This window comes from Pauljensenia sp. UMB3104, from assembly GCF_030217285.1.
Classification (GTDB): Bacteria; Actinomycetota; Actinomycetes; order Actinomycetales; family Actinomycetaceae; genus Pauljensenia.
The window spans coordinates 40,359-64,218 of the sequence record NZ_JASONN010000006.1 but is presented as its reverse complement, the minus strand read 5'-3'; the positions used below and the strand labels follow the sequence as shown (position 1 = coordinate 64,218).

The 23,860-nt window shown below is 65.1% G+C and carries 16 protein-coding genes; 10 read left to right on the top strand and 6 right to left on the bottom strand.

Annotated elements, in window-relative coordinates:
- The first annotated feature begins 123 nt into the window (after positions 1 to 123).
- Positions 124 to 3,687, top strand: coding sequence for a bifunctional proline dehydrogenase/L-glutamate gamma-semialdehyde dehydrogenase (locus QP415_RS04765; protein WP_285099078.1), 3,564 nt, complete (start codon positions 124 to 126; stop codon positions 3,685 to 3,687).
- A gap of 188 nt (positions 3,688 to 3,875) precedes the next feature.
- On the opposite strand, the gene rpmB is transcribed toward QP415_RS04765, so the two are convergent.
- Positions 3,876 to 4,067, bottom strand: coding sequence for a 50S ribosomal protein L28 (rpmB, locus tag QP415_RS04760; RefSeq protein ID WP_003792657.1), 192 nt, complete (start codon positions 4,065 to 4,067; stop codon positions 3,876 to 3,878).
- Between the two features lie 204 nt (positions 4,068 to 4,271).
- On the opposite strand from rpmB, the gene QP415_RS04755 reads away from it, so the two are divergent.
- From QP415_RS04755 to QP415_RS04715, 9 genes are all read left to right on the top strand, one after another.
- Positions 4,272 to 5,885 carry a DAK2 domain-containing protein gene (locus tag QP415_RS04755; RefSeq protein WP_048676131.1) on the top strand — a complete coding sequence of 538 codons (1,614 nt, stop codon included), beginning with the start codon at positions 4,272 to 4,274 and terminating at the stop codon, positions 5,883 to 5,885.
- Entirely contained in the window at positions 5,873 to 8,020 is a 2,148-nt protein-coding gene (locus QP415_RS04750; RefSeq protein ID WP_285099071.1) for an ATP-dependent DNA helicase RecG, read from the top strand. Before QP415_RS04755 ends, QP415_RS04750 begins: the two co-directional genes overlap by 13 nt.
- Before the next feature lie 23 nt (positions 8,021 to 8,043).
- Complete coding sequence (gene rsmD / locus QP415_RS04745; protein ID WP_048676133.1) at positions 8,044 to 8,682, top strand: 16S rRNA (guanine(966)-N(2))-methyltransferase RsmD; 639 nt, start codon at positions 8,044 to 8,046, stop codon at positions 8,680 to 8,682.
- Positions 8,679 to 9,149 carry a pantetheine-phosphate adenylyltransferase gene (gene coaD / locus QP415_RS04740; RefSeq protein ID WP_048676136.1) on the top strand — a complete coding sequence of 157 codons (471 nt, stop codon included), beginning with the start codon at positions 8,679 to 8,681 and terminating at the stop codon, positions 9,147 to 9,149. Before rsmD ends, coaD begins: the two co-directional genes overlap by 4 nt.
- A 30-nt stretch (positions 9,150 to 9,179) precedes the next feature.
- Positions 9,180 to 9,890: a hypothetical protein gene (locus QP415_RS04735; RefSeq protein ID WP_016461863.1), complete on the top strand. Its 711-nt coding sequence runs from the start codon at positions 9,180 to 9,182 to the stop codon at positions 9,888 to 9,890.
- Positions 9,883 to 10,452 carry a YceD family protein gene (locus tag QP415_RS04730; protein WP_048676139.1) on the top strand — a complete coding sequence of 190 codons (570 nt, stop codon included), beginning with the start codon at positions 9,883 to 9,885 and terminating at the stop codon, positions 10,450 to 10,452. Before QP415_RS04735 ends, QP415_RS04730 begins: the two co-directional genes overlap by 8 nt.
- On the top strand, positions 10,452 to 11,174 hold the full coding sequence (gene rnc, locus QP415_RS04725; protein ID WP_285099067.1) for a ribonuclease III: 723 nt from the start codon (positions 10,452 to 10,454) through the stop codon (positions 11,172 to 11,174). Before QP415_RS04730 ends, rnc begins: the two co-directional genes overlap by 1 nt.
- Positions 11,175 to 11,259: 85 nt before the next feature.
- Positions 11,260 to 11,874: a response regulator gene (locus tag QP415_RS04720; RefSeq protein WP_016461860.1), complete on the top strand. Its 615-nt coding sequence runs from the start codon at positions 11,260 to 11,262 to the stop codon at positions 11,872 to 11,874.
- A 254-nt stretch (positions 11,875 to 12,128) separates the two neighbouring features.
- On the top strand, positions 12,129 to 15,725 hold the full coding sequence (locus tag QP415_RS04715; RefSeq protein ID WP_285099066.1) for an alpha-L-fucosidase: 3,597 nt from the start codon (positions 12,129 to 12,131) through the stop codon (positions 15,723 to 15,725).
- 105 nt (positions 15,726 to 15,830) lie between these two features.
- On the opposite strand, the gene QP415_RS04710 is transcribed toward QP415_RS04715, so the two are convergent.
- From QP415_RS04710 to QP415_RS04690, 5 genes are all read right to left on the bottom strand, one after another.
- Positions 15,831 to 17,477 (bottom strand): GAF domain-containing sensor histidine kinase, encoded by a 1,647-nt coding sequence (locus QP415_RS04710; protein ID WP_285099064.1) that lies wholly within the window; start codon positions 17,475 to 17,477, stop codon positions 15,831 to 15,833.
- The gene (gene cydC / locus QP415_RS04705) at positions 17,474 to 19,228 is read right to left on the bottom strand and encodes a thiol reductant ABC exporter subunit CydC (protein WP_048676152.1); all 1,755 of its coding nucleotides are present in this window, start codon (positions 19,226 to 19,228) and stop codon (positions 17,474 to 17,476) included. Before cydC ends, QP415_RS04710 begins: the two co-directional genes overlap by 4 nt.
- Positions 19,225 to 20,901, bottom strand: coding sequence for a thiol reductant ABC exporter subunit CydD (cydD, locus tag QP415_RS04700; protein WP_285099063.1), 1,677 nt, complete (start codon positions 20,899 to 20,901; stop codon positions 19,225 to 19,227). Before cydD ends, cydC begins: the two co-directional genes overlap by 4 nt.
- A 118-nt stretch (positions 20,902 to 21,019) precedes the next feature.
- Positions 21,020 to 22,141, bottom strand: a complete 1,122-nt coding sequence (cydB, locus tag QP415_RS04695; RefSeq protein ID WP_285099062.1) for a cytochrome d ubiquinol oxidase subunit II — start codon at positions 22,139 to 22,141, stop codon at positions 21,020 to 21,022.
- A 14-nt stretch (positions 22,142 to 22,155) separates the two neighbouring features.
- The gene (locus tag QP415_RS04690) at positions 22,156 to 23,703 is read right to left on the bottom strand and encodes a cytochrome ubiquinol oxidase subunit I (RefSeq protein WP_016461854.1); all 1,548 of its coding nucleotides are present in this window, start codon (positions 23,701 to 23,703) and stop codon (positions 22,156 to 22,158) included.
- Positions 23,704 to 23,860 lie beyond the last annotated feature (157 nt).

Here is a 23,860-nt window from a genome sequence, read left to right as displayed (position 1 = left end):
GAAGGGTTAGCATGGACAAACCAGCATACTTCACGATGTCGGGAGTTTTGCCGAACGTGTCCAGCGAAGCCGCTGCACGTGACGCGGAGAATCCGTCGCTCATCCACGCCTGGAGGTCTACGCATGACGAACACCGCCGTTCCCACCCCGCCCCACCCCAATTCCAACGCTCGACGCTGCCCCGATGATCTGTGGGCGCTGGGGGAGAGAGCGATCGTTCGAGCCCGCCGCTGGGCTGATGAGTCGGCCCACGAGCCGACGCCGCAATCGGCCAAGCTTCTGTCCCGAATCCTGTCCGATCCGGACGGTCTGACGTTCACCACTCGATTCGTTGACGACGTCGTGCGTCCCGCGGATCTGGACGTGGCCAGCGCGGCGTTGAAGCGTCTGTCGGCTGGGCGCAAGGACTTTCTTCCGCCCGCATTGGCCGCGGCGATGGGCCTCGGGTCAACCGCCTCGCGCCTCGCGCCCCGCACTGTCACGACGGTGGCGCGACGCGTGTTCCGCGAGATCGTCGGTGATCTCGTCGTCGATGCGACCGACAAGGGCCTCGGCCCTGCGCTCGCGCGCCTGCGCGCAGGCGGTCATCGTCTGAACGTGAACCTCCTCGGCGAGGCGGTTCTTGGTGAGAAGGAAGCGGCCCATCGCCTGGCCGAGGTCTCACGCCTCGTGACCCGCGAGGACGTCGATTACGTCTCCATCAAGGTATCTGCCGTGACAGGACCCCACAACCCCTGGGGCTTCGAGGAAGTCGTCGACCACGGCGTGAGTGCTCTCCTGCCCCTCTACCGCCTTGCCCGCGACAACGGGACCTTCCTCAACCTCGACATGGAGGACTACAAGGATCTCGACGTGACGATTGCTGTCTTCACCGCGATTCTCGACCAGCCGGATATGCGCGGTTACGAGGCGGGCATTGTCCTCCAGGCATACCTGCCCGATTCTCTCGGTGCCCTCCAACGCCTCCAGGAGTGGGCGCGTGCGCGCGTGGACGCGGGCGGCTCGCGCATCAAGGTCCGTATCGTCAAGGGCGCGAACCTGTCCATGGAGAAGGTGGACGCGGAAATTCACGGCTGGGAGCTGACAACCTGGCCCTCCAAGCAGGCCACAGATACGAATTACAAGCGCATGCTCAGCTGGGCGATGACTCCGGAACGGACGCGAGCGATCCGACTGGGAGTGGCCGGACAAAACATCTTCGACATTGCTTTCGCCTACGAGCTGCGCGCTGCGCGCGGCGTCGAGGACAGCGTCGAGTTTGAGATGCTCTCGGGCATGGCAACCGGCATCCAGGAGGTCGTGCGCCGCGACGTCGGTTCTCTCCTCCTGTACGTCCCGGTCGTCAACCCCCGTGAGTTCGACGTCGCCATCTCCTACCTGGTGCGCCGCCTTGAGGAAAACGCGGCGCCCGAGAACTTTATGTCCGGGGTCTTCGATATTGCCGCAAACGAGGATATCTTCGCCCGCGAACGCGACCGCTTCCTCGCCGCACTGTCCAACGTCGATCCGGATGCGCCCGTTCCCGCTGCGAACCGCCGCCAGAACCGTCTGTCTGAGCGCGAGGCCGGGGTGGCGCCAGAGCAGGGGAGCCTGGCTGAGCGCGCGCATCGCCCGTTCGTATCCGAGGCAGATTCTGATCCCGCTCTGGCAGCAAACCGCCAGTGGGCGCGCGACATCGCCGCGGCGATTCCGGCCTCGACGCGGGGTGTGGAGGCTGTGCGTGCCGGAGTGCAGTCGCTGGCCACGAACGAGGCCATCGATGCGCTTGTCGAGTCCGCCAGCCGCGCTGCTCACTCCTGGCAGTCGCGCACCCCTGAGGAGAGGGCTGCCACGCTGCATCGCGTCGGCGACGTCCTCGCAGCGCGCAGGGGCGAGCTGATCGAGGTCGCTGGATCCGAGGCAGGAAAAACCATCGATCAGGCCGACCCCGAGGTGAGCGAAGCGGTCGACTTCTGTCACCACTATGCGAATGCTTCGTTGCAGCTCACCGATGAGGCCTACATGGCGGGGGCGCGATTCGTGCCCGTCGATGTCACTGTCGTTGCCTCCCCGTGGAATTTCCCCGTGGCCATTCCCGTTGGTGGTGTCGCCGCGGCGCTCGCGGCTGGTAGCGCGGTCATTCTGAAGCCCGCCCCGCCAGCTAAGCGTTGCGCGGCTGAGCTCGTCGCGGCCTTTCACGAGGCCGGGGTCCCTCGAGACCTGGTGGTACTCGCCCCGCTCGACGATGGGGACGTGTCGCGCTATCTCGTGACCCACGAGGGTGTCGACCGCGTCGTGCTGACCGGATCGTACGACACGGCTCGTCTTTTCCGTTCTTGGAAGCCCGACATGCACCTGCTGGGGGAGACGAGTGGCAAGAATGCCATTATCGTGACCCCGTCGGCGGATCCCGATCTGGCGGTGCGCGACATCGTGCACTCGGCTTTCGCGCACGCGGGGCAAAAGTGCTCTGCTTCGTCTCTGCTGATCCTCGTGGGTTCGGCGGGACGCTCCTCACGTATCGCGCGTCAGCTCGTCGATGCGGCCGCGTCGCTGCGTGTGGGACTGCCGGCGTCCCTCGATTCGCAGGTCGGTCCCGTCGTCGTGCCTGACGATGAGAAGGCCGTGCGAGGCCTGACCACCCTGGGAGAGGGCGAGCACTGGGTGCTCAAGCCGCGCTACCTGGGTGATGGGCTCTGGACCCCGGGTATCCGTGCGGGTGTGGTTCCCGGCAGCGAGTTCCATCTGACGGAATACTTCGCGCCCGTCCTCGGCGTCATGCGTGTCGATACACTTGAGGAAGCCATCGCGGCCGTCAACGACGTCGACTACGGCCTGACCTCCGGCCTGCACACCCTCGACACCGAGGAACTAGCGATGTGGCTGGAAGGCATTGAGGCCGGAAACCTCTACGTCAACCGTGGCATCACCGGCGCGATCGTTCGCCGTCAGCCTTTTGGCGGATGGAAACGCTCCGCCATCGGATCGACCACGAAAGCAGGCGGTCCCTCGTACCTGCTGGGCCTCGGGGAGGTTGAAGCAGCCCGCGAGGCGGCCGTGGGGGAGAGCACCACGGACACCGCACAGCTTGCCCCGAGTGTTCGTGCGCTGTGCCATGCGGTGAGTTCACACCTGAGCGCCGATGAGGCGGCAGAGCTCAGGAGCGCCGTCGCAAACGACGCAGCTGCGTGGGCATGCGCTTACGGAGTTGGCCGTGACGTCACCTCCCTGGCGTGCGAGCGCAATATCCTGCGTTACCGCCCCACTCCGGTCCTCGTGCGAGCGGGCAGTGGAACCACCCTCGTAGACACGGTCCGTGTGTTGGCGGCGGGTGTTCTGGCGGGCGGGCCGATCGGCCTGTCCCTTGCCGACGCACTTCCTCCCTCCGTGGCGGACCTTCTCGAGTCCCTGGATATGGAGGTGACGGTTGAGGATGAGGCCTCGTGGGATTCTCGCCTGACACTCGTGGCGAACTCGGGTGGTTTGGGGATGCGCGTACGTGTTCTCGGCCCGCGCGAGGAGTCCTCGCAGGATCGTTGGGAACGCGCAAGTCGCGTAAGCGTGGGAAGCCCCGACGTCGCGCTGTACACGGGAGCGGTGACGCCGTGCCCGCATACGGAACTGCTGCCCTTCCTGCGTGAACAGGCCGTGTCGATCACGAATCATCGTTTCGGGACGCCGCTGGACTTGGCTGCGGGACTCCTGTAGCGGCCGCGATGGGTATTCGGTAGAGCCTCTGTGCCCCATGGAGGACAATGAACGCCCGCGACTAAGCGTCGCGGGCGTTCATCCACGTTCATTCAGGGGGATGCGCGCAGCTGAGGCAGTAAGCGAATAAACGCTGGAGGGGCGAGCCGCTTGGCTCGCCCCTCCAGCGTTACGTCAGCGTCGTCGACTCAGATCGCGCGGGCGACCTTGTCGGACTTCAGGCACTTGGTGCAGACGTTCAGGCGCTTGGGCGTCCCATTGACCAGGGCGCGAACGCGCTGAATGTTCGGATTCCACCGGCGGTTGGTGCGAACGTGCGAGTGCGACACGCTCTTGCCGAAGCCGGGTCCCTTACCGCACACGTCACAAACGGCAGCCACGATGTTCTCCTCGGTATGTCTTCCAGTTCAGTCTTTGGCTCCCCACGGTCGCGGGGAACGCATCCTCCGGTGCTTGAACCGAAGGCAACCATGACAGAATAGCGGATGATGCGCGCTTTCAACAAGTCGCACGCGTGATCGGTCGTGTCAGGTCGCACACAGCAACCCTCGCGGGGAGAATAGGACGGGGAGGAAAGGGGAGTCATGGAGCTCAATGCAGCGGTCATCATCGAGGCCTGTCGTGCCGGTGCCGAGGAGGCAGCGAGACTCGCGCCTTTCCTCGATGACCTGGATGGATGGGACGGGGCGGACTGCGATACGGGGACGAACGCGGCGGCGACGATGGCTGCGCTCGCTGCAGCGATGGACTCCCTGGAGCCGCGCGCCCACCTGCGCGTGGCTCTCGAAGCTGGCGTGGAGACGATTATCCGCCGGGGTATCGGGCACAGTGGTCTCGCGCTGGGCGCGTTGTTTGAGGCGTGGGCCGGGGCCCTAGCGGATGAGCACCAGGTGACCTCGCTCGCGGCCCGCCGCATGCTGGCGGCCTCCTTGACACCTGTGGCCTCGTCGATCGAATGGTCGGATGCGCTCGTTGAGATGCTCAGTGGTGCCGTGCGCGAGCTCGTGGACATGGGCGATACGCTCCCCGAGGTGGAAGACGTCTTCTCCCGCTTTTCGAGCCAGGCACAGATTGGCTTGGTCGAAGCGACGAATGAATCGACGGGTCGTATCGATCCGGGCGGTGCGTTCATCGCTCTGGTGCTCGCGTGCATCGATGCCGCCATGCGTGACGACGCCGGCATCTTGCAGTCCTTCACCGCGATGCTCGCTGACCTCGCGGAGCGCCACTCGCGCGCACCGGAGGCCGCCTCACCCCCGCCCGGCCGTGATTTCACGGTCGACATCATCCTGGAGGGTACCGAAGACGACCTGCGTGGGCTGCTTGTGCGCCTGGGGGGACTCGGTGCGCGCCTCTCCTACGTGGGCCGTGTGGATCTGTTTGGAATGGGGGAGTGGCGTCTCCACGTGGATACTTCCGCACCGCTGGCTGCGCACCCCACGTCCGGGCAGGTCATTCGCTTTCAGGTGTCTGATGCTCGCCCCGATGCCCAGATCGGCATCGACGAGCTGGCGGACGAGGGGCTGAGCCACCGCGGCGTGCGTCTCCTGCAGCGTCGCCCGATGCGCCGAGTCGAGCGCGCACGAGTCATCGCATGCACCCGTGCCCCCGGCCTCGTCGAAGAACTCGCACGCGCAGGAGCCGTCGTTTTCCTCAACCTGAACTCGGGTGATGCTGCCGGTATCGTCTCGGCGGCCAGTTCGCGTACCGGCGTGACGCTCGTTGCGCCCTGCGACGAGGCCAGCGCGGCACTAGTCGGTACCGTTGCCTCTGTCCTTCCCGCTCCGGCGCCCGGAGTGCCCGCGATCCTGCGGGCAGCCAGCAGTGATGATCTCGGAGTCCTCGCGGTCGCCCGCGCGTGTGCCCCGCTTTTTGTCCCGCAGCCAGGGGGCCTCGCGGCGGCTCCGACGCTCGCGCGGATGCTGCGCGACGGTGCCCACGACGCGCTGTCGACGTGGACGACCGCCCAGCTACCGCTGGACGGGGATCCCGAAGGAATCGCCGAGGCCCTGGCTGAGGCCGCGCGTGGGGGAGGGCAGTCGTGGCGACTGCTCGTCTCTCGCGATGATGACGGCCCCTACACGGTCGCGACGGTGCGCCAGCTGCTCTCCACGCGTGACGCCTCCTCATCGATCGACCTGGAGACCTGGGATGGTGGACAGAGCGGACCGAGCCTCGTCGCCGGGTGTCCGCTGTGAGTGCACTCGATATCCCTCTGTCCCTGCGCCTGCCGAAGAAGACGGCGAAGGCACTCGCAGGTGCCGGTGTTGCCACGGTGGGCGACTTGCTCATGGTGGCGCCTCGCAGGTACTACCACTGGGGCCGCCTCACCCCGCTGTCTTCCCTGCGAGAGGGGGAGGACGCCACGATCCTCGCAGAGGTCGCGTCGGCGCATCTGATCGCTAACCGCTCCGGATCGGGCGTCCGCCTGGAGGTCACCCTCACGGACGGCATTCAGTTCCTGTCCGCCACCTTTTTCGCGAAAAACCAGTACAAGCTCGCACCGATCGAGCGGATTCTCACCCCCGGACAATCCTTCCTGTTTGCCGGGAAAGTGGGAGCATACCGCGGCAAACTTCAACTCACGCACCCATCCTTCGAAGGCGTCGACGGGGAAGATATCGAGCGAATCGCCTCCCGGCCCATCCCGATCTATCCGGCAACGGGATCACTCGCCTCGTGGGCGATTGCCCGTGCCGTCGGCATGGTCCTGGATCACCTCGACGATGCGGACGTGCCCGACGTGGTTCCCGACGCGGTGCGCGATCGCGTCGACATTCCCGCCTATGCGCGCAGCCTTCGTCGCCTGCATCAGCCGCAGACGGACGAGGACTACCAGCAGGCTCGCCGCGCACTGGCCTTCACGGAGGCGTTTGTCCTGCAGGTGGGGCTCGCGATGCGTCGGCGTGGCGCACGCGCGACACCGGCGGTTGCCTCCCCCCAGGGTGCCAGGCTCGTTGAGCGATTCCGCGACTGTCTGCCCTTCCAGCTCACCGATTCTCAGGAGGACGCTGTCGCGCAGATCAGCGCCGACCTCGAGCGCGAGACCCCGATGCAGCGCCTCCTCCAGGGGGATGTCGGTTCGGGTAAAACAGTCGTCGCGCTCATGTCCTTCCTGCAGGTTGTCGCGGCTGGCCACCAGGGCGCCCTCGTCGCCCCGACGGAGGTCCTGGCCGAGCAGCACACGGCGTCCCTGCGGGCGCTCCTCGCACCCCTGGGAGAAGAAGCCCCTGATGTGCGTCTCCTGACCGGCTCAACGACGCCGGCTGCCCGCCGAGAGATCCAAGCGGCCATGAATTCTGCGCAGCCGCTCATCGTCGTCGGCACGCACGCTCTCTTCCAGGAATCTGTGCGTTTTTCCGACCTCGCTCTCGTCGTCGTCGACGAGCAGCACCGCTTCGGCGTCGAGCAGCGTGCCGCGCTCCGTCGAACCCGCGAGGATGGGCACAGCGTCCATGAACTGGTGATGACTGCGACGCCGATCCCACGCACAATCGCCATGACCGTGTTCGGGGACCTGGACGAAACCCGCATGAGCGGCATGCCCCGCGGCCGTACGCCCGTGGCCACCTACCTCGCGGACGCAGCAAACGCCGCGTGGGTGGAGCGCACATGGGCGAGAGCCGCCGAGGAGATCGCGCAGGGGCGGCGCGTCTACGTTGTCTGCCCGCGTATCGACGCCACCGACGAGGTGAGCGATGTCGACGAGGAGCACGCGCGTCCACTGGCATCCGTCAGCGAGGTTGCCGCCTACCTCCGATCCCACCCGGCGCTCGCGGGAGTGGCCATCCATGAGCTCACGGGGCGCACACCCGCGCCCATGAAAGCCCAGATCATGGAGGACTTTTCCGCCGGACGCGCCCCGCTCCTCGTCGCAACGACCGTCATCGAGGTCGGCGTCGACGTCTCGGAGGCGACCCTCATGGTGATCCTCGACTCCCAGCAGTTTGGGCTCGCTCAGCTCCACCAGCTGCGTGGGCGCGTCGGACGTTCCTCCCTGCCCTCCCTGTGTATCGCGATGCATCGGCATGAACTCACCGATGCGGGGCTCGCGAGGCTGCAGGCATTCGCGCAGACGTCGGATGGGTTCGAGCTGGCCGAGGCTGATCTGCGCTTGCGCAAGGAGGGGGATGTCCTGGGTGCAGGGCAGTCGGGCAAAGCAACGCACCTGCGGTTCCTCTCCGTTCGCCGCGATGAATCCCTCATCCGCGTGGCCAAAGAAGCAGCCGATGCGCTCCTCGAGACGGACGCGACGCTGGACAATTATCCGGACCTCGCGCGCGCCCTTCGCGGCGCCTCCGAAGGGCAGGTCGAGTGGATGCAACGCTCCTGAGGTGCGCCCGGTAGGGTAGGAGCATGACCAGAATCGTCGCAGGTAGCGCCAAGGGACGAACCCTCGCCGTGCCCAAGTCCGGGACACGCCCCACGTCGGAGCGCGTGCGCGAGGCGCTTTTCTCTCGTCTCGACCATATGAACGTCCTGAATGGGACCGTCGTGCTGGATCTGTACGCCGGGACGGGTGCGCTCGGCCTCGAGGCGCTCTCGCGCGGTAGCGCTCATGCAACGCTCGTCGAGAAAGCGTCTGCGGCGGCGCGCGTCGCCTCCGCCAACGTGCGCTCGACCGGTCTGCCTGCGCGTGTCGTCACAGCTGATGCTCGTGCGTATCTTGCTGCGCGCACCGGCGAGGATCTGTGCGGAGACGTTGACCTTGTTTTCATCGACCCTCCCTACGACATTCCCGAGGCGGACATGACCGCCGTCCTGTCGCTCCTTGGCCCCTGGATCGGCCCCGATGCTCTCGTCGTCGTTGAGCGCTCGACCCGTGCGCCCGCGCCCACGTGGCCGTCCTTCCTCGTCCTGGAAGACCAGCGCACGTGGGGGGAAACCGTCGCCTATTTCGCGGGTCCGCCTCTGCCCGAGGAAGATCCAGAGGAGGGCACGAATGCTCCCCGAGAGGCCGAGGCCTCGTCGCCACATGCGGAGGATGCGCGATGATCGCACTGTTCCCGGGCTCTTTTGACCCCTTTACGAATGGGCATCTCGACGTCGCCGAGCGCGCCTGCGCCATCGCCGAGCGGCTCATTATCGGCGTCGGCATCAACCCCGCCAAACGCGGGCTCATTCCAACCGACCGCAGGGTCGCTCTCATCGAGGAAGCCACCGCCCACCTGCGAAACGTCGACGTGGTGCTCTTGGAAGGTGCGACGATGGACGAGGCCTCACGCTTGGGCGCCACCCTCATTGTCAAGGGGGTGCGCTCGGCAATAGATCTTGATCATGAGGCTCCTCAGGCCGCCTTCAACGACGAGGTCGGCGGTATCGATACGTGGTGGATTCCAACCCGCCCCGCACTCGCGCATGTCTCATCGAGCGCTGTCCGTGAGCTAGTCGGACTCAAAAAGGATATTTCTCGGTATGTCCCGCCAGCGGTTGAGCGATTTCTGACCGACAATAGACACTGAATCATGCCCGGTGGAACGCAGGAGGCAGCCATGGCTGACACGCCCGACAACAAGACGCAGGACGAGTGGAACGAGGAAACCGTCTACGGTCCTTCCACCGTGATCGCCGCCCTCGATCAGATCGAAGACCTCGTTGAGTCCTCGCGCACGGTCCCGCTGTCCGCATCCATCATGATCAATAAGGCCGAGTTGCTTGACCTCCTCGATCAGGCCCGCGAGGCTCTGCCAGAAGACCTCGTCGCTGCCGATGCCGTCGTCGCCGATGCCGACGCCGTCCTGGGACGCGCGGACTCGGCAGCCGAAACCCGCATCGCCGAGGCGAATTCGCGGGCATCCTCCACCCTCGACCAGGCCAACGAGCGTGCCGCACAGATCATCGCCGACGCCGAGGAAGAGGCCGAGCGTACGCGTTCGCGGGCGGACGACGAGGCGACTGCTCTCGTCTCGCAGGCACGTTCGGATGCCGAGGCGACGATCGCTGACGCGAACGCCCAGGCTGCACGCATTGTCTCCACTGAGAACATCGTGCGCATGGCCGAGGACCGCGCGCGCGAGATCGTGTCCGAGGCGAAGCGCTCGGCGGCATCGCTGCGCGAGGGAGCCGACGACTATGTGGCGAACTCCCTCGACGAGCTCGCGCAGCTCATCTCCGATCTGGGGCGCCGCACGGATGCCGGCCGCCGGACGATCGCCGAGCGCCGCGGCGTTGGCGTGACAGATGTGGACCTGGCCAATGAGTGACAAGACCCTGGTTCTCTCCCTGGCGCGTCTGCCTCGCGCCCTCGGATCCACCTTGCATGAGGACCTTGTGTGGGTGACCCCCGATGACCTCGGGACCCCCTCGATGTCGGCCGTACCTGGCGCGCCTCTGGACATCTCCGTGGACATGACCAGCGTCGAGGACGGTGTGCTCGTCTCGCTGGCAACATCGGTGGACCTCGTTGGCGAGTGCGTGCGTTGCCTCGATGAGGTGCGCGAACACCACGATGTACTCAGCCAAGAGGTCTACTTCGAACCAGGCGCCCCCGCCCTGGCGCCTGCGGACGATGATGACGAAGAGGCAGAGGATCTCTTCGTCATCGGTGAGCGCGACACGATCGATATCGAGACCCAGCTGCGTGACGCTATCGTCCCTCTCGTCGACCCGCGCCCGCTGTGCAGTGATGACTGCGCGGGCCTCTGCGATGTGTGCGGCGAGAAGTGGGCAGACCTGCCCGAGGATCACGAGCACTTCGTTGTTGATCCCCGTCTGGCTTCCCTGGCGTCCCTGCTGGGGGAGGACAGTGAGTCGGAGCGTTCGTGATGGCCCGTTCGAAGCACCTACCGGTACCCCCTCGCACGGACACAGACGCCCTCGTCGACGCCTGGGGGACGCGCATTGACCCCCCGCTGTTGCAGCTCGCTCTCGTGCATCGTTCCTACGCGAACGAGGCCGGAGGCATCGCCAATAATGAGCGGCTCGAGTTTCTGGGCGATTCCGTGCTGTCGATCGTGATTGCGCAGAAGCTCTACGAGCAGTACCCCGACGTCGCAGAGTCCGACCTGTCGCGCATGCGCGCGGCAACCGTCTCGCAGCAGCCGCTGGCCGCAGCGGCTCGGCGCATTGACCTGGGTGACTTCGTCTTCCTTGGCAAGGGAGAATCCACGCACGGAGGACGCGACAAGGATTCCATCCTGTCCGACACGTTCGAGGCTCTCATTGGCGCGACCTACCTGACGAGCGGCCTCGAGGAGGCTCGTCGCGTGATCCTGGAGCGTCTGAGCTTCCTGCTCGTGGATGCCCCCTCTCGTGGGCAGCACCAGGACTGGAAGACGATCCTCATCGAGTACGCGCAGGCGGAGGGCCTGGGTGAGGTGTCCTACGAGGTGGAGGGCGAGGGGCCGGATCACCAGCGCGTGTTTACGGCACATGCCTTCGTCTCCGGGCGTTCGGACGCACTCGGGACGGGGCAGGCCTCGTCGAAGAAGCATGCGGAGAACGCGGCCGCGCAGGATGCGATGAGCCGGCTCTCTCCGGAGCAGTAATAAGTAGTAGTCACCGAGGGCGTGTGTCCTCCCGACCGTTAGAATCAGACACGTGAGTGAAAATACCGTTGCGCGTACGCGCGTCATGATTGTCGACGATCACGAGATCGTTCGCCGTGGCATTGCTGAGATCGTCGACCGAGACGAGGCCCTTGAGGTGGTCGCTGAAGCCGGGTCGGTCGCTGACGCCGTGCGGCGCGCTGATCTGGTGCGTCCCGACGTCATCCTTGTCGACCTGCAGCTGCCCGACGGAACAGGCATCGACATTATGAATCGCCTGCGCGCCTCCCATCCGCAGATCCTTCCGGTGGTCTTGACGTCCTTCGACGACGACGAGGCCCTGGCTGAGTCCCTGGAAGCCGGAGCGCGCGCGTACATTCTGAAGACTGTGCGCGGAGCGGAGATTACGGATGTCATCAAGGCGGTCGCGGATGGCCGTGTGCTGCTAGATGAGCGTACGCTCACGCGTCGGCGCGTCGATCACGAGGACCCGACCGCTGACCTGACGCCGTCGGAGCGTAAGGTCCTGGACCTGATCGGTGATGGTCTGTCGAACCGTGAGATCGGTGAAAAGCTCGGTGTCGCCGAGAAGACCGTCAAGAACCACATCACGTCGCTGCTGTCCAAAATGGGACTGCAGCGTCGTACGCAGGTTGCCGCTTGGGTCGCCGGGCAGAGGGCTGCTGCGTGGCGTAACTGAGCCAATGCCTCGTCCCTGAGGGCAGTGAGGTCGACAAGCGGGTCGGGGTAACCGGCCCGCTTGTCGTATCTGTCAGCGGAAAAGCATGAATTGTATGACCGTTTTAGTTTCCGCCTAAACAGGGAAGTCCCTGATTTGTCAGAAAGCTACTATCAAACTGATTCATGGGAAAGCCCTGTGGGGTAACGTTCGCCTCATCCTCACCGTTGAGGACGGACACTGTTGTCCACCATTACCCCTCGAAAGGACACCCCGTGAACCTCAAGCGAATGCTTGCCGGGTGTGCGGTCGCTACGGCACTGGTGCTCGCACCCATGAGCGCCCCCACTTTTGCCGACGCGCCGCCAGCGCCTACCGGCGTCCCCGCAGCGGTCCCACTGAGCTCCACCCCCAAGATCGCCAAGTGGCAAGAACTCCAGTACGGCATGTTCATGCACTTCGGCGTTTACTCCGTCTACGGCGGCTACTACAACGGACACCGCCAGGGAATGGGCTACCCCGAGCAGATCAAGGCCTGGGAGAACATTCCCACCGACGACTACCTGCTCAAGGCCAAGGACCTGGCCGCCAACTTCGATGCTGCGGCGATCTGTCAGACGGTCCACGACTCGGGCATGAAGTACCTGATGATCACGTCCAAGCACCATGATGGCTTCGCCATGTGGGACACGAAGACGACCGACTACAACATCGTCAAACAGTCCAACTACGGCAAAGACCCGATGAAGGAGCTGTCTACTGAGTGCAACAAGCGCGACGTGAAGCTCGCCTTCTACTTCTCGATCATCGACTGGACGAAGCAGACCCCCGAGCCCTACGGCAATGTCAACCCCATCGATGAAGAGCTGATGACGACCGTCATCAAGCCCCAGCTCACCGAGCTCCTCACCAACTACGGACCGATCGCCGAACTGTGGTTCGATATGGGTGGACCCACCGCCGAGCAGTCTCAGCGCATGGCCCAGTGGGTCCACGAACTCCAGCCTGAGACGATGGTCAATTCTCGCGTGTGGAACAAGGCCGGTGACTTCGAGGTCGGCGGCGACAACTCGGTGACTACGGACTTCCACATGGGCCCATGGGAATCGATTCGCTCGATCTACCCGGCCTGCTGGGGCTACTGCTCGTGGGCGAACCGCGACGAGAGCGCGAAGAGCTACAAGGAACGCGAGCTGGTCAACAACCTCATCGGTACGGTCGCATCGGGCGGCCAGTTTGCCTACAACGTCGGCCCGAAGGGCGACGGCACGATTGATGCCTTCGATTCCGGCGTCGTCACTGAGGTCGGCCAGTGGATGACGCGTCATCCCGACGCCATCACGGGAGCGCGCCCGACGTGGTTCCCCGCCCCCAACTGGGGCAAGGTGATGACCAAGGGTAACGACCTCTACTTCTTCCCCGAGCTGTGGAGCCCCGGCAAGACGCTGACGCTTCCCAGCGTCGGCGGCCACGTGAGCGCCGTGACAGTGGACGGCACCGACCGCGCCCTCGACTTCTCCCAGGACGGCACCACCCTCACGGTGACCATGTCGGGCGAGAATCCAGAGCCGAACCTGCGTCCCGTCATCAAGGTGACCTTCGACGGCACTCCCACGTACATTCCCACGCAGACGGTGGCCGCCGTCGATGGGGCGACGATCTCCTCGGAGCAGTTCTTCGGACGGGCCTCAGCGATGCGCTACTCCGGTCCGCAGGCCTACGATGCCTACCTCGTGAACAAGGGGGATAAGGCCATCACCGACCTGACCCTGAAGTTCTCGGGCAACTTCGACGCCTCCACGACCTACAAGATCACCCTCGGGACCACGTCCATTGAGGTGACCGGTGCACAGATCGAGGCCGGAGAAGTTGGTGAGGGCCTCGTCCTTGAGCCCGGCCAGGTGACACCTCTGCGCCTCGAGCTGGCACATCCCGCTTACTACGCCGATCCGATTCGCCTGGGTTCCGTGAGCGCGACCGTACATGTCTACGACGAGAACGCGGCCACCCAGCCGCCGGTCATTGCTACGGATCCCTCCTCGGTGTCTGTGAAGGCGGGGGAGAGCGCTACCTTCACGGTCGTCGCTTCGGGCCGCCCGGCCGCCACTATCCAGTGGTACCGCGTCCCCAAGGGCGCGACCGAGGGAACGGCAATCCCGGACGCCACGAGCTCCATGTACACCCTGACGACGACACTCGAGGATGACGGAGCACAGTTCTACGCGGTCGCCGCGAACGCGAACGGCTCCACGACCTCAGCGCGTGCGACCCTCACCGTCACCAAGGGCAGCGACAACCTCGCCCTCAATAAGACGGCCACCATGTCCTCGACTGGGTGGGGAGGCACCGCTTCGCGCGCCGTTGACGGCAACACGGACGGTGTGTGGGACAACGGTTCGGTTGCCCACACCGGCAAGCAGGCCAACCCCTGGTGGGAGGTCGACCTCGGCGAGGACCACCCCCTCGGCGTCGTGAACGTCTGGAACCGCTCGTCTTCCGACAACTGCCAGGGAATCTCGTGCGACCAGCGTCTGCACGACTTCTGGGTGGTCGCCTCCACGACGCGCCTTGACGCCTCCTTCAACCCAGCCACCGCTGGTGCGGTTGACGGCGTCCACGCGATCAAGGTCGAGGGAGTCGGAGGTCGGCCGAGCGCAGTTGACTTCGAGGGCTTCGACGCACGCTTTATTCGCGTTATCCAGCCCACCGAGTTCGGCGAGTTTGCGCTCGCGGAGGTCGAAGCCTTCGCAGCCGCCACCCCGACGCCGGATCCCGATGATCAGGAGCCTCCGGTCATCAAGCCGCTGACCGTCACCGCCAACCCGGCGGAGGATGCGCAGATCTCCGGAGATGGCGCATTCCGTACCGTGACGGCTAAGGAAGGCACGCAGGTCACGATCAAGGCCGAGGCCACTGGAACGCCGACTCCGACCCTTATCTGGCAGATCAAGCGTGAAGGTTCCGACTCGTGGTCCATCGTCGAAGATGAGAATGGTCCTGAGCTGACTCTCACGATCGACGGCGAGAGCACTGGTTCTGTCGTCCGTGTCATGGCCATGAACGAGGCTGGGGTCACCGAATCGGGGCTTGTCACCCTGGCTCTCGCAGAGGAGCCGACACCGGCTCCTGATCCGACCCCGGATCCGGCACCCACGCCTGACCCGACCCCGGATCCGGCACCTACACCCGATCCGACCCCCGATCCGGCACCCACACCCGATCCGACCCCCGATCCGGCACCCGCACCCGATCACACGGTGGGTACCTGGATGAACGACGGCATCGGCTGGTGGTGGAAGATCACCGGTGGAGACTACGCCAAGAACGAGACCCTCACCCTTGACGGACGCGTGTACCGCTTCGACCAGAACGGCTACATGCTGACGGGTTGGGTGTACTGGGACGGTGCGTGGCGCTACCACAACGGTGCAGGCGCTCAGGTAACCGGTTGGGTGAACCTGTCGGGTTCCTGGTTCTACCTGGCACCCGAGACCGGCGCGATGGCCACAGGCTGGCAGATGGTGGCAGACAAGTGGTTCTTCTTCGCAGCCAACGGCGCGATGAAGACCGGCTGGCTCTACACGAGCGGCGCGTGGTACTACCTGGATCCCTCCGGCTCAATGCACACCGGATGGCTCAAGATGGGCTCGCACTGGTACCTCATGGGTGACAGTGGTGCCATGACGATCGGATGGAAGCCGATGGGAGGTACCTGGTACTACTTTGATGCCTCGGGCCGGATGGTCACAGGATGGCAGCAGATCGGCGGGGTCTGGTACTACTTCGGGACCGGTGGCGACATGTACACGGGTGGCCACTGGATCGGCTGGCGCTGGTACACATTCTCCAGCGGTGGTCAGTGGCTGGGGTGACGCTCAGCTGACGGCCGAGAGATAGCATTTCTCGTCCGCATGCGGTGGGGGTGGAGTTCCAATCGGAACATCCACCCCCACCGTTATCGTCGCCGTCGCGTGAGCTTAGCCTTCGAGCGGGGCGATCCAACGGATCTGCGTGCCGACACCGCCGTCGCCGCTGTCCGCGTCGAAGCTGCCGTGGTGGCGTCGGGCGCGCTCGGCCATGTTGGCCAGCCCCGAATTGCGCGTCCGATCTGGGTCGATGCCGCGTCCGTCGTCGTTGATCGTGATGCGCACGCGTCCGGTCTTTCCCTGTCCGGAGACGTCGACGCACACGGTTGCTGCTGTCGCATGGGCGTGACGGGCGATGTTGGACAGGCCTTCACGCACGATTGCCACGACGTCGTCGGAGAGGTCGGGGTCGACGCGACCGTCGAACTCATCGATAACAATAAGCTCGTTATCCAGGTCGGAGTTGATGGCGCGTCCGTCGAGTGTGATCACGAGCGAGGGGGCAAAACCCAGCGCGGAACGGGTGAGCGAGGACTCGCGGCGAATACGCTCAACCAGACCGACCGCTTTGTCACGCTCGCGCAAGTTGTGCACGATGGTGCGGATCTGGCGGACGGCCTCGTCGATGGATGCGAGGGATGTGTCGATGAGCGCCTCGATGGATGAGGGATCGGCCTGCCTGGCGGCGACTTTCTGCTTTGCTGCGTCCAGCGCCATGCCGGTGGCGAAGAGCTGCTGGATGGCGAAATCGTGCAGGTCACGCCCAATGCGGTCACGCTCGTCGAGCAGCGCGGCTACGTCCTGGGCGTGGCGAGCGGAGGCGAGCTCCAGCGCAAGGGTGGCTTGAGACGCCAAGGATTCAGCGAGGGATAGCTCTGACGCGTCGAATTCAGGCGCACCGATTTGGCGCAGGAGAATGAGAACGCCGGAGGAAACACCACGGGAGCGCAGGGGAGCATAGAGCGCGGACCCGAAGGCGGCGAGTTCGGGCAGGCGCATCGTCTGCGCGCGTGACATCGAGTCGACGATCATGCCGGTGCCCTCGTGCAACACGCTCATGGCGCGCCCTTCGGGCGGGAAAACGAGACCCAGCAGGTTGGAGGCGTTCTTGCCGTCGACGATTTCAGCGGCCCACGTGTCACCGACGGACTGCAGGACGATGATCGCGGTGTCTGCGTGGGAAACTTCGCGCACAGTCTTGGCGATGAGTTCGAGGGCTTCCTCCTCATCGGCGCCCTCCAGCATCGTCGTTGTCAGGGATTGGGAGGCGCTAATCCATCGGGCGGTGCGCTTGGAGTCCGCATAGAGGTTTGCGTTTTCGACGGCGATGCCGGCCGCGGGGGCCAGGGCTGCAACCACGGCCGCGTCCTCGTCCGTGTAGCCGCCGGGCTTTCCCATCAGGTAGAGGCGCCCGTAGACCTGTTCATGCACGAGGACGGAGACCCCGAGGAAGGGTGGGGTGGAGGCGGGCAGATCAATGTCGGGCGCGTCCTGCGGGGAGTTGACGAGGAGCGGTGTGTTGACGGGGATGACAGTCGGCAGTGACTCGGGCACGGGCGGGGCAGGGTAGGAGTCGTGGTGCTCCAGGCGCAGGGTGGTGGCGCCCCAGGTGTCGAGCACGCACATCGTGGCGTGCGGCGACGAGGTCAGCGCGCAGGCCTGATCAACGAAGTTCTGCAGTCCCGACTTCAGGTCGAGTGAACTCGTCAGGTCGAGCGCCGCCTGGAGAAGCGTGAATTCTGTGCGTTCGTGGCTCATTGTTCCTCCTGCTCGAGGGCCCACTGGTAGGCGGGGAGAGTGTGTGTGACGTCCTCATGTGTGCCCTGAGCTGCGACGTGAGCACACCCGCCCGGTTCGTCGGCAGCCAAGACGAGGACATGGTCGGCTTGGTCAAGAGCGCTGAGTCGGTGCGTGACGACCAGGGTAGCGCGGTCGGCAGACGGCGTGAGGAGTGTTTCCATGAGACGGTCCGCGGTGGCCGCATCGAGGTGCTCGGAGGCTTCGTCGATTGCCAGAACGGGAGCCGGGGCAGCCAGTGCGCGCGCCATGAGGAGTCGACGACGCTCGCCTCCCGATACGGTCGTTCCCCCGGAACCGATGACCGTGTCGATCCCCTCGGGGAGGGACTCGATCCACTCGTCCAGGCCTGCCTGCGTGAGCAGGTCCGAGGCCTCGTCTCGGGTCAGCGAGGCGCGCGCCACGCGGAGGTTCTCGTAGATGGTGGTTGCGAAGACGTGGGCATCCTCGGCCGTCATCGTGATGTGTGCGGTGAGCTGGTCACGGTCCGCTCCGCAGGCGGGTACGCCGTTGATGAGAGCTGCGCCCGACTTGGGTGGGATGACGCCCGTGAGGGTTGCGAGCAGCGTCGTCTTTCCGATGCCGGAGGCACCCACGACGGCGAGCGAGGAACCGGGGCGCAGCGTCAGAGAGATGCCGGTCGCCAGGGTCGGCCCGCCCGGCCAACCGATCGCCAGGTCGCGTGCCTCGATCACGGTCGGGCCTTCCGGAATTGTGTGGGGCTTGGTGGGCACCTCGTCGTCCAGCAGAGCGCAAATTCGCTGTGCTGCCTGGGCGCTGCGCACCAGCTGGGAAGCCGCGGGAGCAAGCTCGGCGACCCCCTCGAAAGACGAGAGCGGAATGAGGACGATGACCGCGAGGAGTACCTGAGCGAGCGTGCCCGACGTGGTCTGCGGGATACCGATGAGGAGGGCGCCGATGACGGCTGTGCCCATTGCACACACGTCGAGGCCTCGGGCCAGCGCGGAGAGCCTGGCGGAGTGGGCGAGGGCGGTGGACAGGCGCGTTTCGGAGCGCTCGAGTGAACTCTTGGCGTGGTTGAGTGTGCCCGCGACAGACAGCTCCGTGGCGCCTTCCAACACGGCGAGTGTCGTTGCCGCGATATCGGTGCGGGCCTGCGACCCCTGTGTTTCAGCGAGCCGAACCGAGCGCGCGATAAGCGCGGGTGCCACGATGCCAGAGACGATGAGCGCGCAGGCTAGGATCGCTCCCGCTGCCGGAGAGATAACCGTGACGACGCCGACCGTACCAACTCCGACGATGAGGGCGACGAGTGACGGCAGGAGTGTTTTAACGACGACATTTCCGACTTCGTCAACGTCTGCTCCGGCGCGCGTCATGAGGTCTCCTCGACGCAGCGAGGTCAGCGTTGCGGTCGGAGCCTCGGAGAGCCGGTCGTAGAGGTTGCCACGCAACGAGTCCATGCCCGCCAATGCGACACGATGCGAGGCGAGGCGCGACAGGTAGCGGGCCAGGGCACGCGAGATGCCAAACAAGCGGACAGCTGTCGCCGCGACGGTCAGATACATGACGGGCGGCTGCTGGGAGGCGCGCGCGATCAACCACGCAGCGGTTCCACCGAGTGCGATGGCCGAACCTAGCGCGCCCACACCGAGGAGGAGCGAGAGCGCGAAACCGGAGCGCGACACCTGGAGCATGGAGATGCAGCGACGCAGGGCGGTTGACTCAGAGCGGGTCAGAAAGAGCGTCATGCGCGAGCCTCCTCGTTCGCGGCGGATCGGACGTCGATGACGACATCGGCGGCTTCCATCATCGCCGCTCGGTGAGCAATGACGATGACGGTACGCCCTTCCTCGCGCATGGCGTCAATGGCACGTACGACTGTTTCTTCGCTGAGGGCATCGAGATGTGCGGTCGGCTCATCGAGGATGACGACCTGAGAGTGGGCAGCCAGAGCGCGCGTGAGAGCCAGGCGCTGGCGCTGACCGACGGATAGTCCGACACCTCCCGACCCGATCGCGGTGTTCCACCCGTTGGGCGTGGCAGCAAGGACGGCATCAAAGCCCGTCGCAGCCGCAGCCGCGTCGAGTTCTGGAAGGGGCAGCCCGCCCATATTGTCCAGGATCGTTCCGGGCACGAGAGTGGGGGATTGGGGTACCCAGGAGATCTGCTCACGCCACGCGGACGGGGAGAGATCCGCTAGGGCGGCCTCATCGTGTGTGCGTGACGAGCCTGACGGACGCAGGAGAATACGGCCCGCATCCGGCGTCATATCAGCGAGGAGACAGGCAATAATCGTCGATTTGCCGGCGCCCGAGGGGCCCGACAGAGCCGTCACTGCCCCGGGACGAATGACCCCGCTCGTCGGACTTGGTGCCCACGCTCCGCGGGCCCGAACACCGACGCCGTCAAGGACGATCTCCGTGCGTGACATATCGGGGCATGCGGTGGTGCCAGGGGAACTGACCGCGCCAGCCTCCTCGATGATGTCGAATGCGGCGCGGGAGGCCGTGACACCGTTCGCGGACGCGTGGAACTGTGCGCCCACCTGGCGCAGCGGCTCAAAGACCTCGGGCGCGAGCATAATGACTGCGAGGCCGTGGAACAGTGAAATATTGCCGAACACGAGGCGCATACCGACCTCGACGGCCACGAGAGCCACCGACAGGGTCGTGAGAAACTCCAGGACGCCGCCGGAGAGGAAAGCGACGCGCAGCGTGGCCATCGTGGCCTTCGTGTTTGCATCTCCAAGTGCACGCAGGTGGGTGCGTGGTGCCTTCTCTCGACCGAGTGCGCGCAGCGTTGGCAGGCCGGACATGAGGTCAAGGAGTTGGGCGGTCAAACGTTTCATGGAAGCGAGCTTGTCCTCGGAAGCCGCCTGCGTGAAACGCCCGATAAGAATCATGAAGATGGGAATCAGGGGGATGACGACGAGTGCGATCAGCGCTGACCAGAAGTCGAGGAAGAGAATCACGCCCAGAGCTGCCGGGGTTACGGTGCAGACGAGGACCAGCTGAGGCAGGAAGGAGACGAAATAGGGACGCAGGTCTTCGAGTCCAGTCGACAGGAGAGTCGTCGTCTCCGCACCGTTCGTTGCCCTCCAGCGCGGGCCCAGCGTGATGCTGGCATCGACAACGCGACCGCGCAGTTCACAGACAGCCGCAGCCGCCGCGCGCGTGCTGACCGCCTCACGGGCAGCAACGACAAGAGCGCGACAGGCGAAAACGCCCGCGATACCGCCGATGGCAGGCAGAGCATCGCGCAGGGTCGCCCTTCCTGAGACGACAGGGGAGAGGGCCGCAGAAATAAGCAGCGCTTGGGCGAGCACCAACAACGCGGTGATCGTTCCGAGCAATGCTGTGACGGCGATAGGACCGCGGGCTGAGCGGGCATAACGCAACAAACGAGGATCAAAGGGACGCACGTATCTATTGTGCCCGAAAAAGCCGTGTCATGGGCCAAAGGTCCCCGGCCTCGCCCGTCTTACGCACACGAATGCGCCCGGCCCCTGAGTGAGGGACCGGGCGCATCAGTCGAGGAGGTCAGCCAGCGAGGAAGTTCTCGCCGACGCGCACCTTCTTCAGGAGCAGACCCGTCTGGGTCTCAACATCCTCGGCGCTCACGCGAGCGCGGAACATCCAGTAGGACCAGAAGACGTAGACCAGAACGATCGGCAGCAGGCAGACAGTGACGATCGTCATCACGGTCAGCGTCGCGGTCGTCGATGAGGCCTGATCAATCGTCAGCGAGTACGCCGGGTTGATCGACGACTTCTGAACCGCGGGAGCCATCGACGAGAAGACCCACGCAACCGTGCCAGCAATCGCAACGGCGGACGCCGCGAAGGACCAGCCCTCATGACGCAGCGAGGCCTGCGACAGGGCAGCCGAGGCAATAATCGCCAGCGCCGCAACCACGAGCGGGATCCACGCCAGGACATTCGTCGTGTAGGCGAACTGGCCCCAGATCAGCCATGCGGCCGCAAGGACGGTCGCGCCGATCGTGGCGGGAGCCGCGATCGCGTTGGCGCGCTCGCGGACCTCGCCCGTCGTCTTCAAGGCCAGGAACTGGGCGCCGTGAGCCAGGCAGACGGCCAGGACAGCCAGGCCGCCCAGGATCGTGTACGGGGTCAGCAGCGAGAAGAAGCCACCCGTGAGCTGGTGGGTCGCGCTCGCAAGGGACTGATCCACCAGGGTCGGATCGATGACGGTGCCGGTGGCAACGTCAACGACCTCGATGCGCATGCCCTGGACGAAGTTAGCGAAGGCAACACCGAGCAGAATCGGGACGAGCCACGCGCTGATCGTGTGCGCCCAGTCCCAGGCGTGACGCCACTTATCGGTGGCGACCTTCGAGCGCCACTCGAGCGCCATGACGCGGATGATCAGGCAGACGAGGATCAGGAACAGGGCGAGGTACATGCCCGAGAACATGGTCGCGTACCACTCGGGGAACGCGGCGAAGGTGGCGCCACCAGCGGTGAGCAGCCAGACCTCGTTACCGTCCCAGTGGGGGCCGATCGTGCGCACGGTCTGGGTGCGCTCGCGGTCGCCCTTGGCGACGAAGGGAAGGAGCATACCGACGCCGAAGTCGAAGCCTTCAAGGATGAGGTAGACCGTCCACAGAACGGCGATGAGAACGAACCACAGGATAGACAGAGTCATGATCGGTGTTCCTCTCAGTAGCCGAAGGACAGGTCGGTGGGAGCTTCGTCCTCAGCCTTGTCGGCCTTGGGCGAGTGAATGCCCTCGACGGCGTAGCGCTTCATGAGGATGTACCACATGACGCCGAGGACGCCGTACAGGAGCGTGAACAGGATGACAGTGGCGAGCATCTGGCCAGCCGGAACGTTGGGGGAAATACCCGTCTCGGTCATCATGTTGACGGAGCCCAGGTCAGAAGCCATTGCCAGTGCCTGCTGGTTCGGGACAACAACCCACGGCTGACGACCCATCTCGGTGAAGATCCAGCCGAAAGAGGCAGCCGCGAACGGCAGAGGCAGGTTGACCAGGGCGAGGGTGCTCAGCCACTTGTTGGACGAAGTGCGCCCGCCGCGCGTGGCCCACAGGCCCCACGCTGCCAGCAGGAAGGCCACCATGCCCAGGCCGATCATGAAGCGGAAGGACCAGAAGGTCACCATCTGCGGCGGACGGAAGTCGTACTGCGAGGCATCGCCGTACTTGGCGGTGAAGTTCGGGTCGGAGTTGAGCAGCTCCACCATGCGAGCCTGGACGTCTGCGACGCCCTCAGACGTGGCGGTGAAGGAGTTGTGTGACATGAAGGAGGCGACGCCAGGAACCTTGATGAACTGGGTCGGCTGCGTGCCATCCTCCCCGAGGGGGCAGGAGCCGAACTGGGCGACAGTGAATGCTGCGCCGTCGGTGTCGACGCAGATGCCCTCGGCAGCTGCCATCTTCATCGGCTGGACCTCCACCATCTCCTGGCCCTGGATGTGGCCGGAGGCAGCGGTGCCAAGGCCGCCGACGAGGACTGCGGTCAGACCGAAGCGGGCGATCGGACGCCAGATGTTGCGCGACTGAGCCATGGCCTCGTCAGAACCTTCGCGCGCGGTGCGCACCATCCACCAGATGGAGATGCCAGCGACGAAGGAGCCGGCGACCAGCCATGCGGAGGTAATGACGTGGGCGTACTCGCTCAGGTACACACCCGAGGTGATCAGCTCCAGGAAGCCGCTCACACCATCGAGTTCGGCGCGGCCGGTCTCGGGGTTGAAGCGGGCGCCGACGGGGTGCTGCATCCAGGCGTTGGCTGCGAGGATCCAGGCCGCGGAGAACATGGTGCCCAGGGCGACGCACCAGATTGTCAGCAGGTGCATGCGCTTGGAGAGGCGGCCCCAGCCGAAGATCCACAGGCCCAGGAAGGTGGACTCGAGGAAGAAGGCGAGGAGTGCCTCAACGGCCAGGGGAGCGCCGAAGATGTCGCCAACGAAGCGGGAGTATTCGGACCAGTTCATACCGAACTGGAACTCCTGCACGATGCCGGTGGCGACGCCGAGGGCGAAGTTGATGAGGAGGAGCTTGCCAAAGAAACGGGTTGCTTGCAGCCAGTATTCCTTGCCGGTGCGGTGCCACGCGGTCTGCATGATGGCAACCAGCAGGGACAGGCCGATCGTCAGCGGCACGAGGACGAAGTGGTAGACGGTCGTAATACCGAACTGCCATCGTCCGACGGTGACCGCGTCGAGCGCTGTTTGCGCGAGGGTCATGATGGGACCTTCTCGTGTTGGGATCAGGGTCGAATGTCCCGTGGCGGCGGATCCTAGGACCTATGTCACGGGTTGATTTAAATGTAGCCTAAAAGTGTCTCGAAGCTCGGTTGAAATGCTGGTTCCGAGGCGGTTTTGTGACATATGTGTCCGATTA

Excerpts from the sequence above, each read along its gene's own strand:
- QP415_RS04720 (WP_016461860.1), top strand. The coding sequence starts at position 11,260 with ATGATTGTCGACGATCACGAGATCGTTCGCCGTGGCATTGCTGAGATC.
- QP415_RS04735 (WP_016461863.1), top strand. The coding sequence starts at position 9,180 with ATGGCTGACACGCCCGACAACAAGACGCAGGACGAGTGGAACGAGGAA.
- QP415_RS04755 (WP_048676131.1), top strand. The coding sequence starts at position 4,272 with ATGGAGCTCAATGCAGCGGTCATCATCGAGGCCTGTCGTGCCGGTGCC.
- rsmD (WP_048676133.1), top strand. The coding sequence starts at position 8,044 with ATGACCAGAATCGTCGCAGGTAGCGCCAAGGGACGAACCCTCGCCGTG.
- rnc (WP_285099067.1), top strand. The coding sequence starts at position 10,452 with ATGGCCCGTTCGAAGCACCTACCGGTACCCCCTCGCACGGACACAGAC.
- QP415_RS04730 (WP_048676139.1), top strand. The coding sequence starts at position 9,883 with ATGAGTGACAAGACCCTGGTTCTCTCCCTGGCGCGTCTGCCTCGCGCC.
- QP415_RS04765 (WP_285099078.1), top strand. The coding sequence starts at position 124 with ATGACGAACACCGCCGTTCCCACCCCGCCCCACCCCAATTCCAACGCT.
- QP415_RS04710 (WP_285099064.1), bottom strand. The coding sequence starts at position 17,477 with ATGAGCCACGAACGCACAGAATTCACGCTTCTCCAGGCGGCGCTCGAC.
- cydB (WP_285099062.1), bottom strand. The coding sequence starts at position 22,141 with ATGACTCTGTCTATCCTGTGGTTCGTTCTCATCGCCGTTCTGTGGACG.
- cydC (WP_048676152.1), bottom strand. The coding sequence starts at position 19,228 with ATGACGCTCTTTCTGACCCGCTCTGAGTCAACCGCCCTGCGTCGCTGC.
- coaD (WP_048676136.1), top strand. The coding sequence starts at position 8,679 with ATGATCGCACTGTTCCCGGGCTCTTTTGACCCCTTTACGAATGGGCAT.
- QP415_RS04690 (WP_016461854.1), bottom strand. The coding sequence starts at position 23,703 with ATGACCCTCGCGCAAACAGCGCTCGACGCGGTCACCGTCGGACGATGG.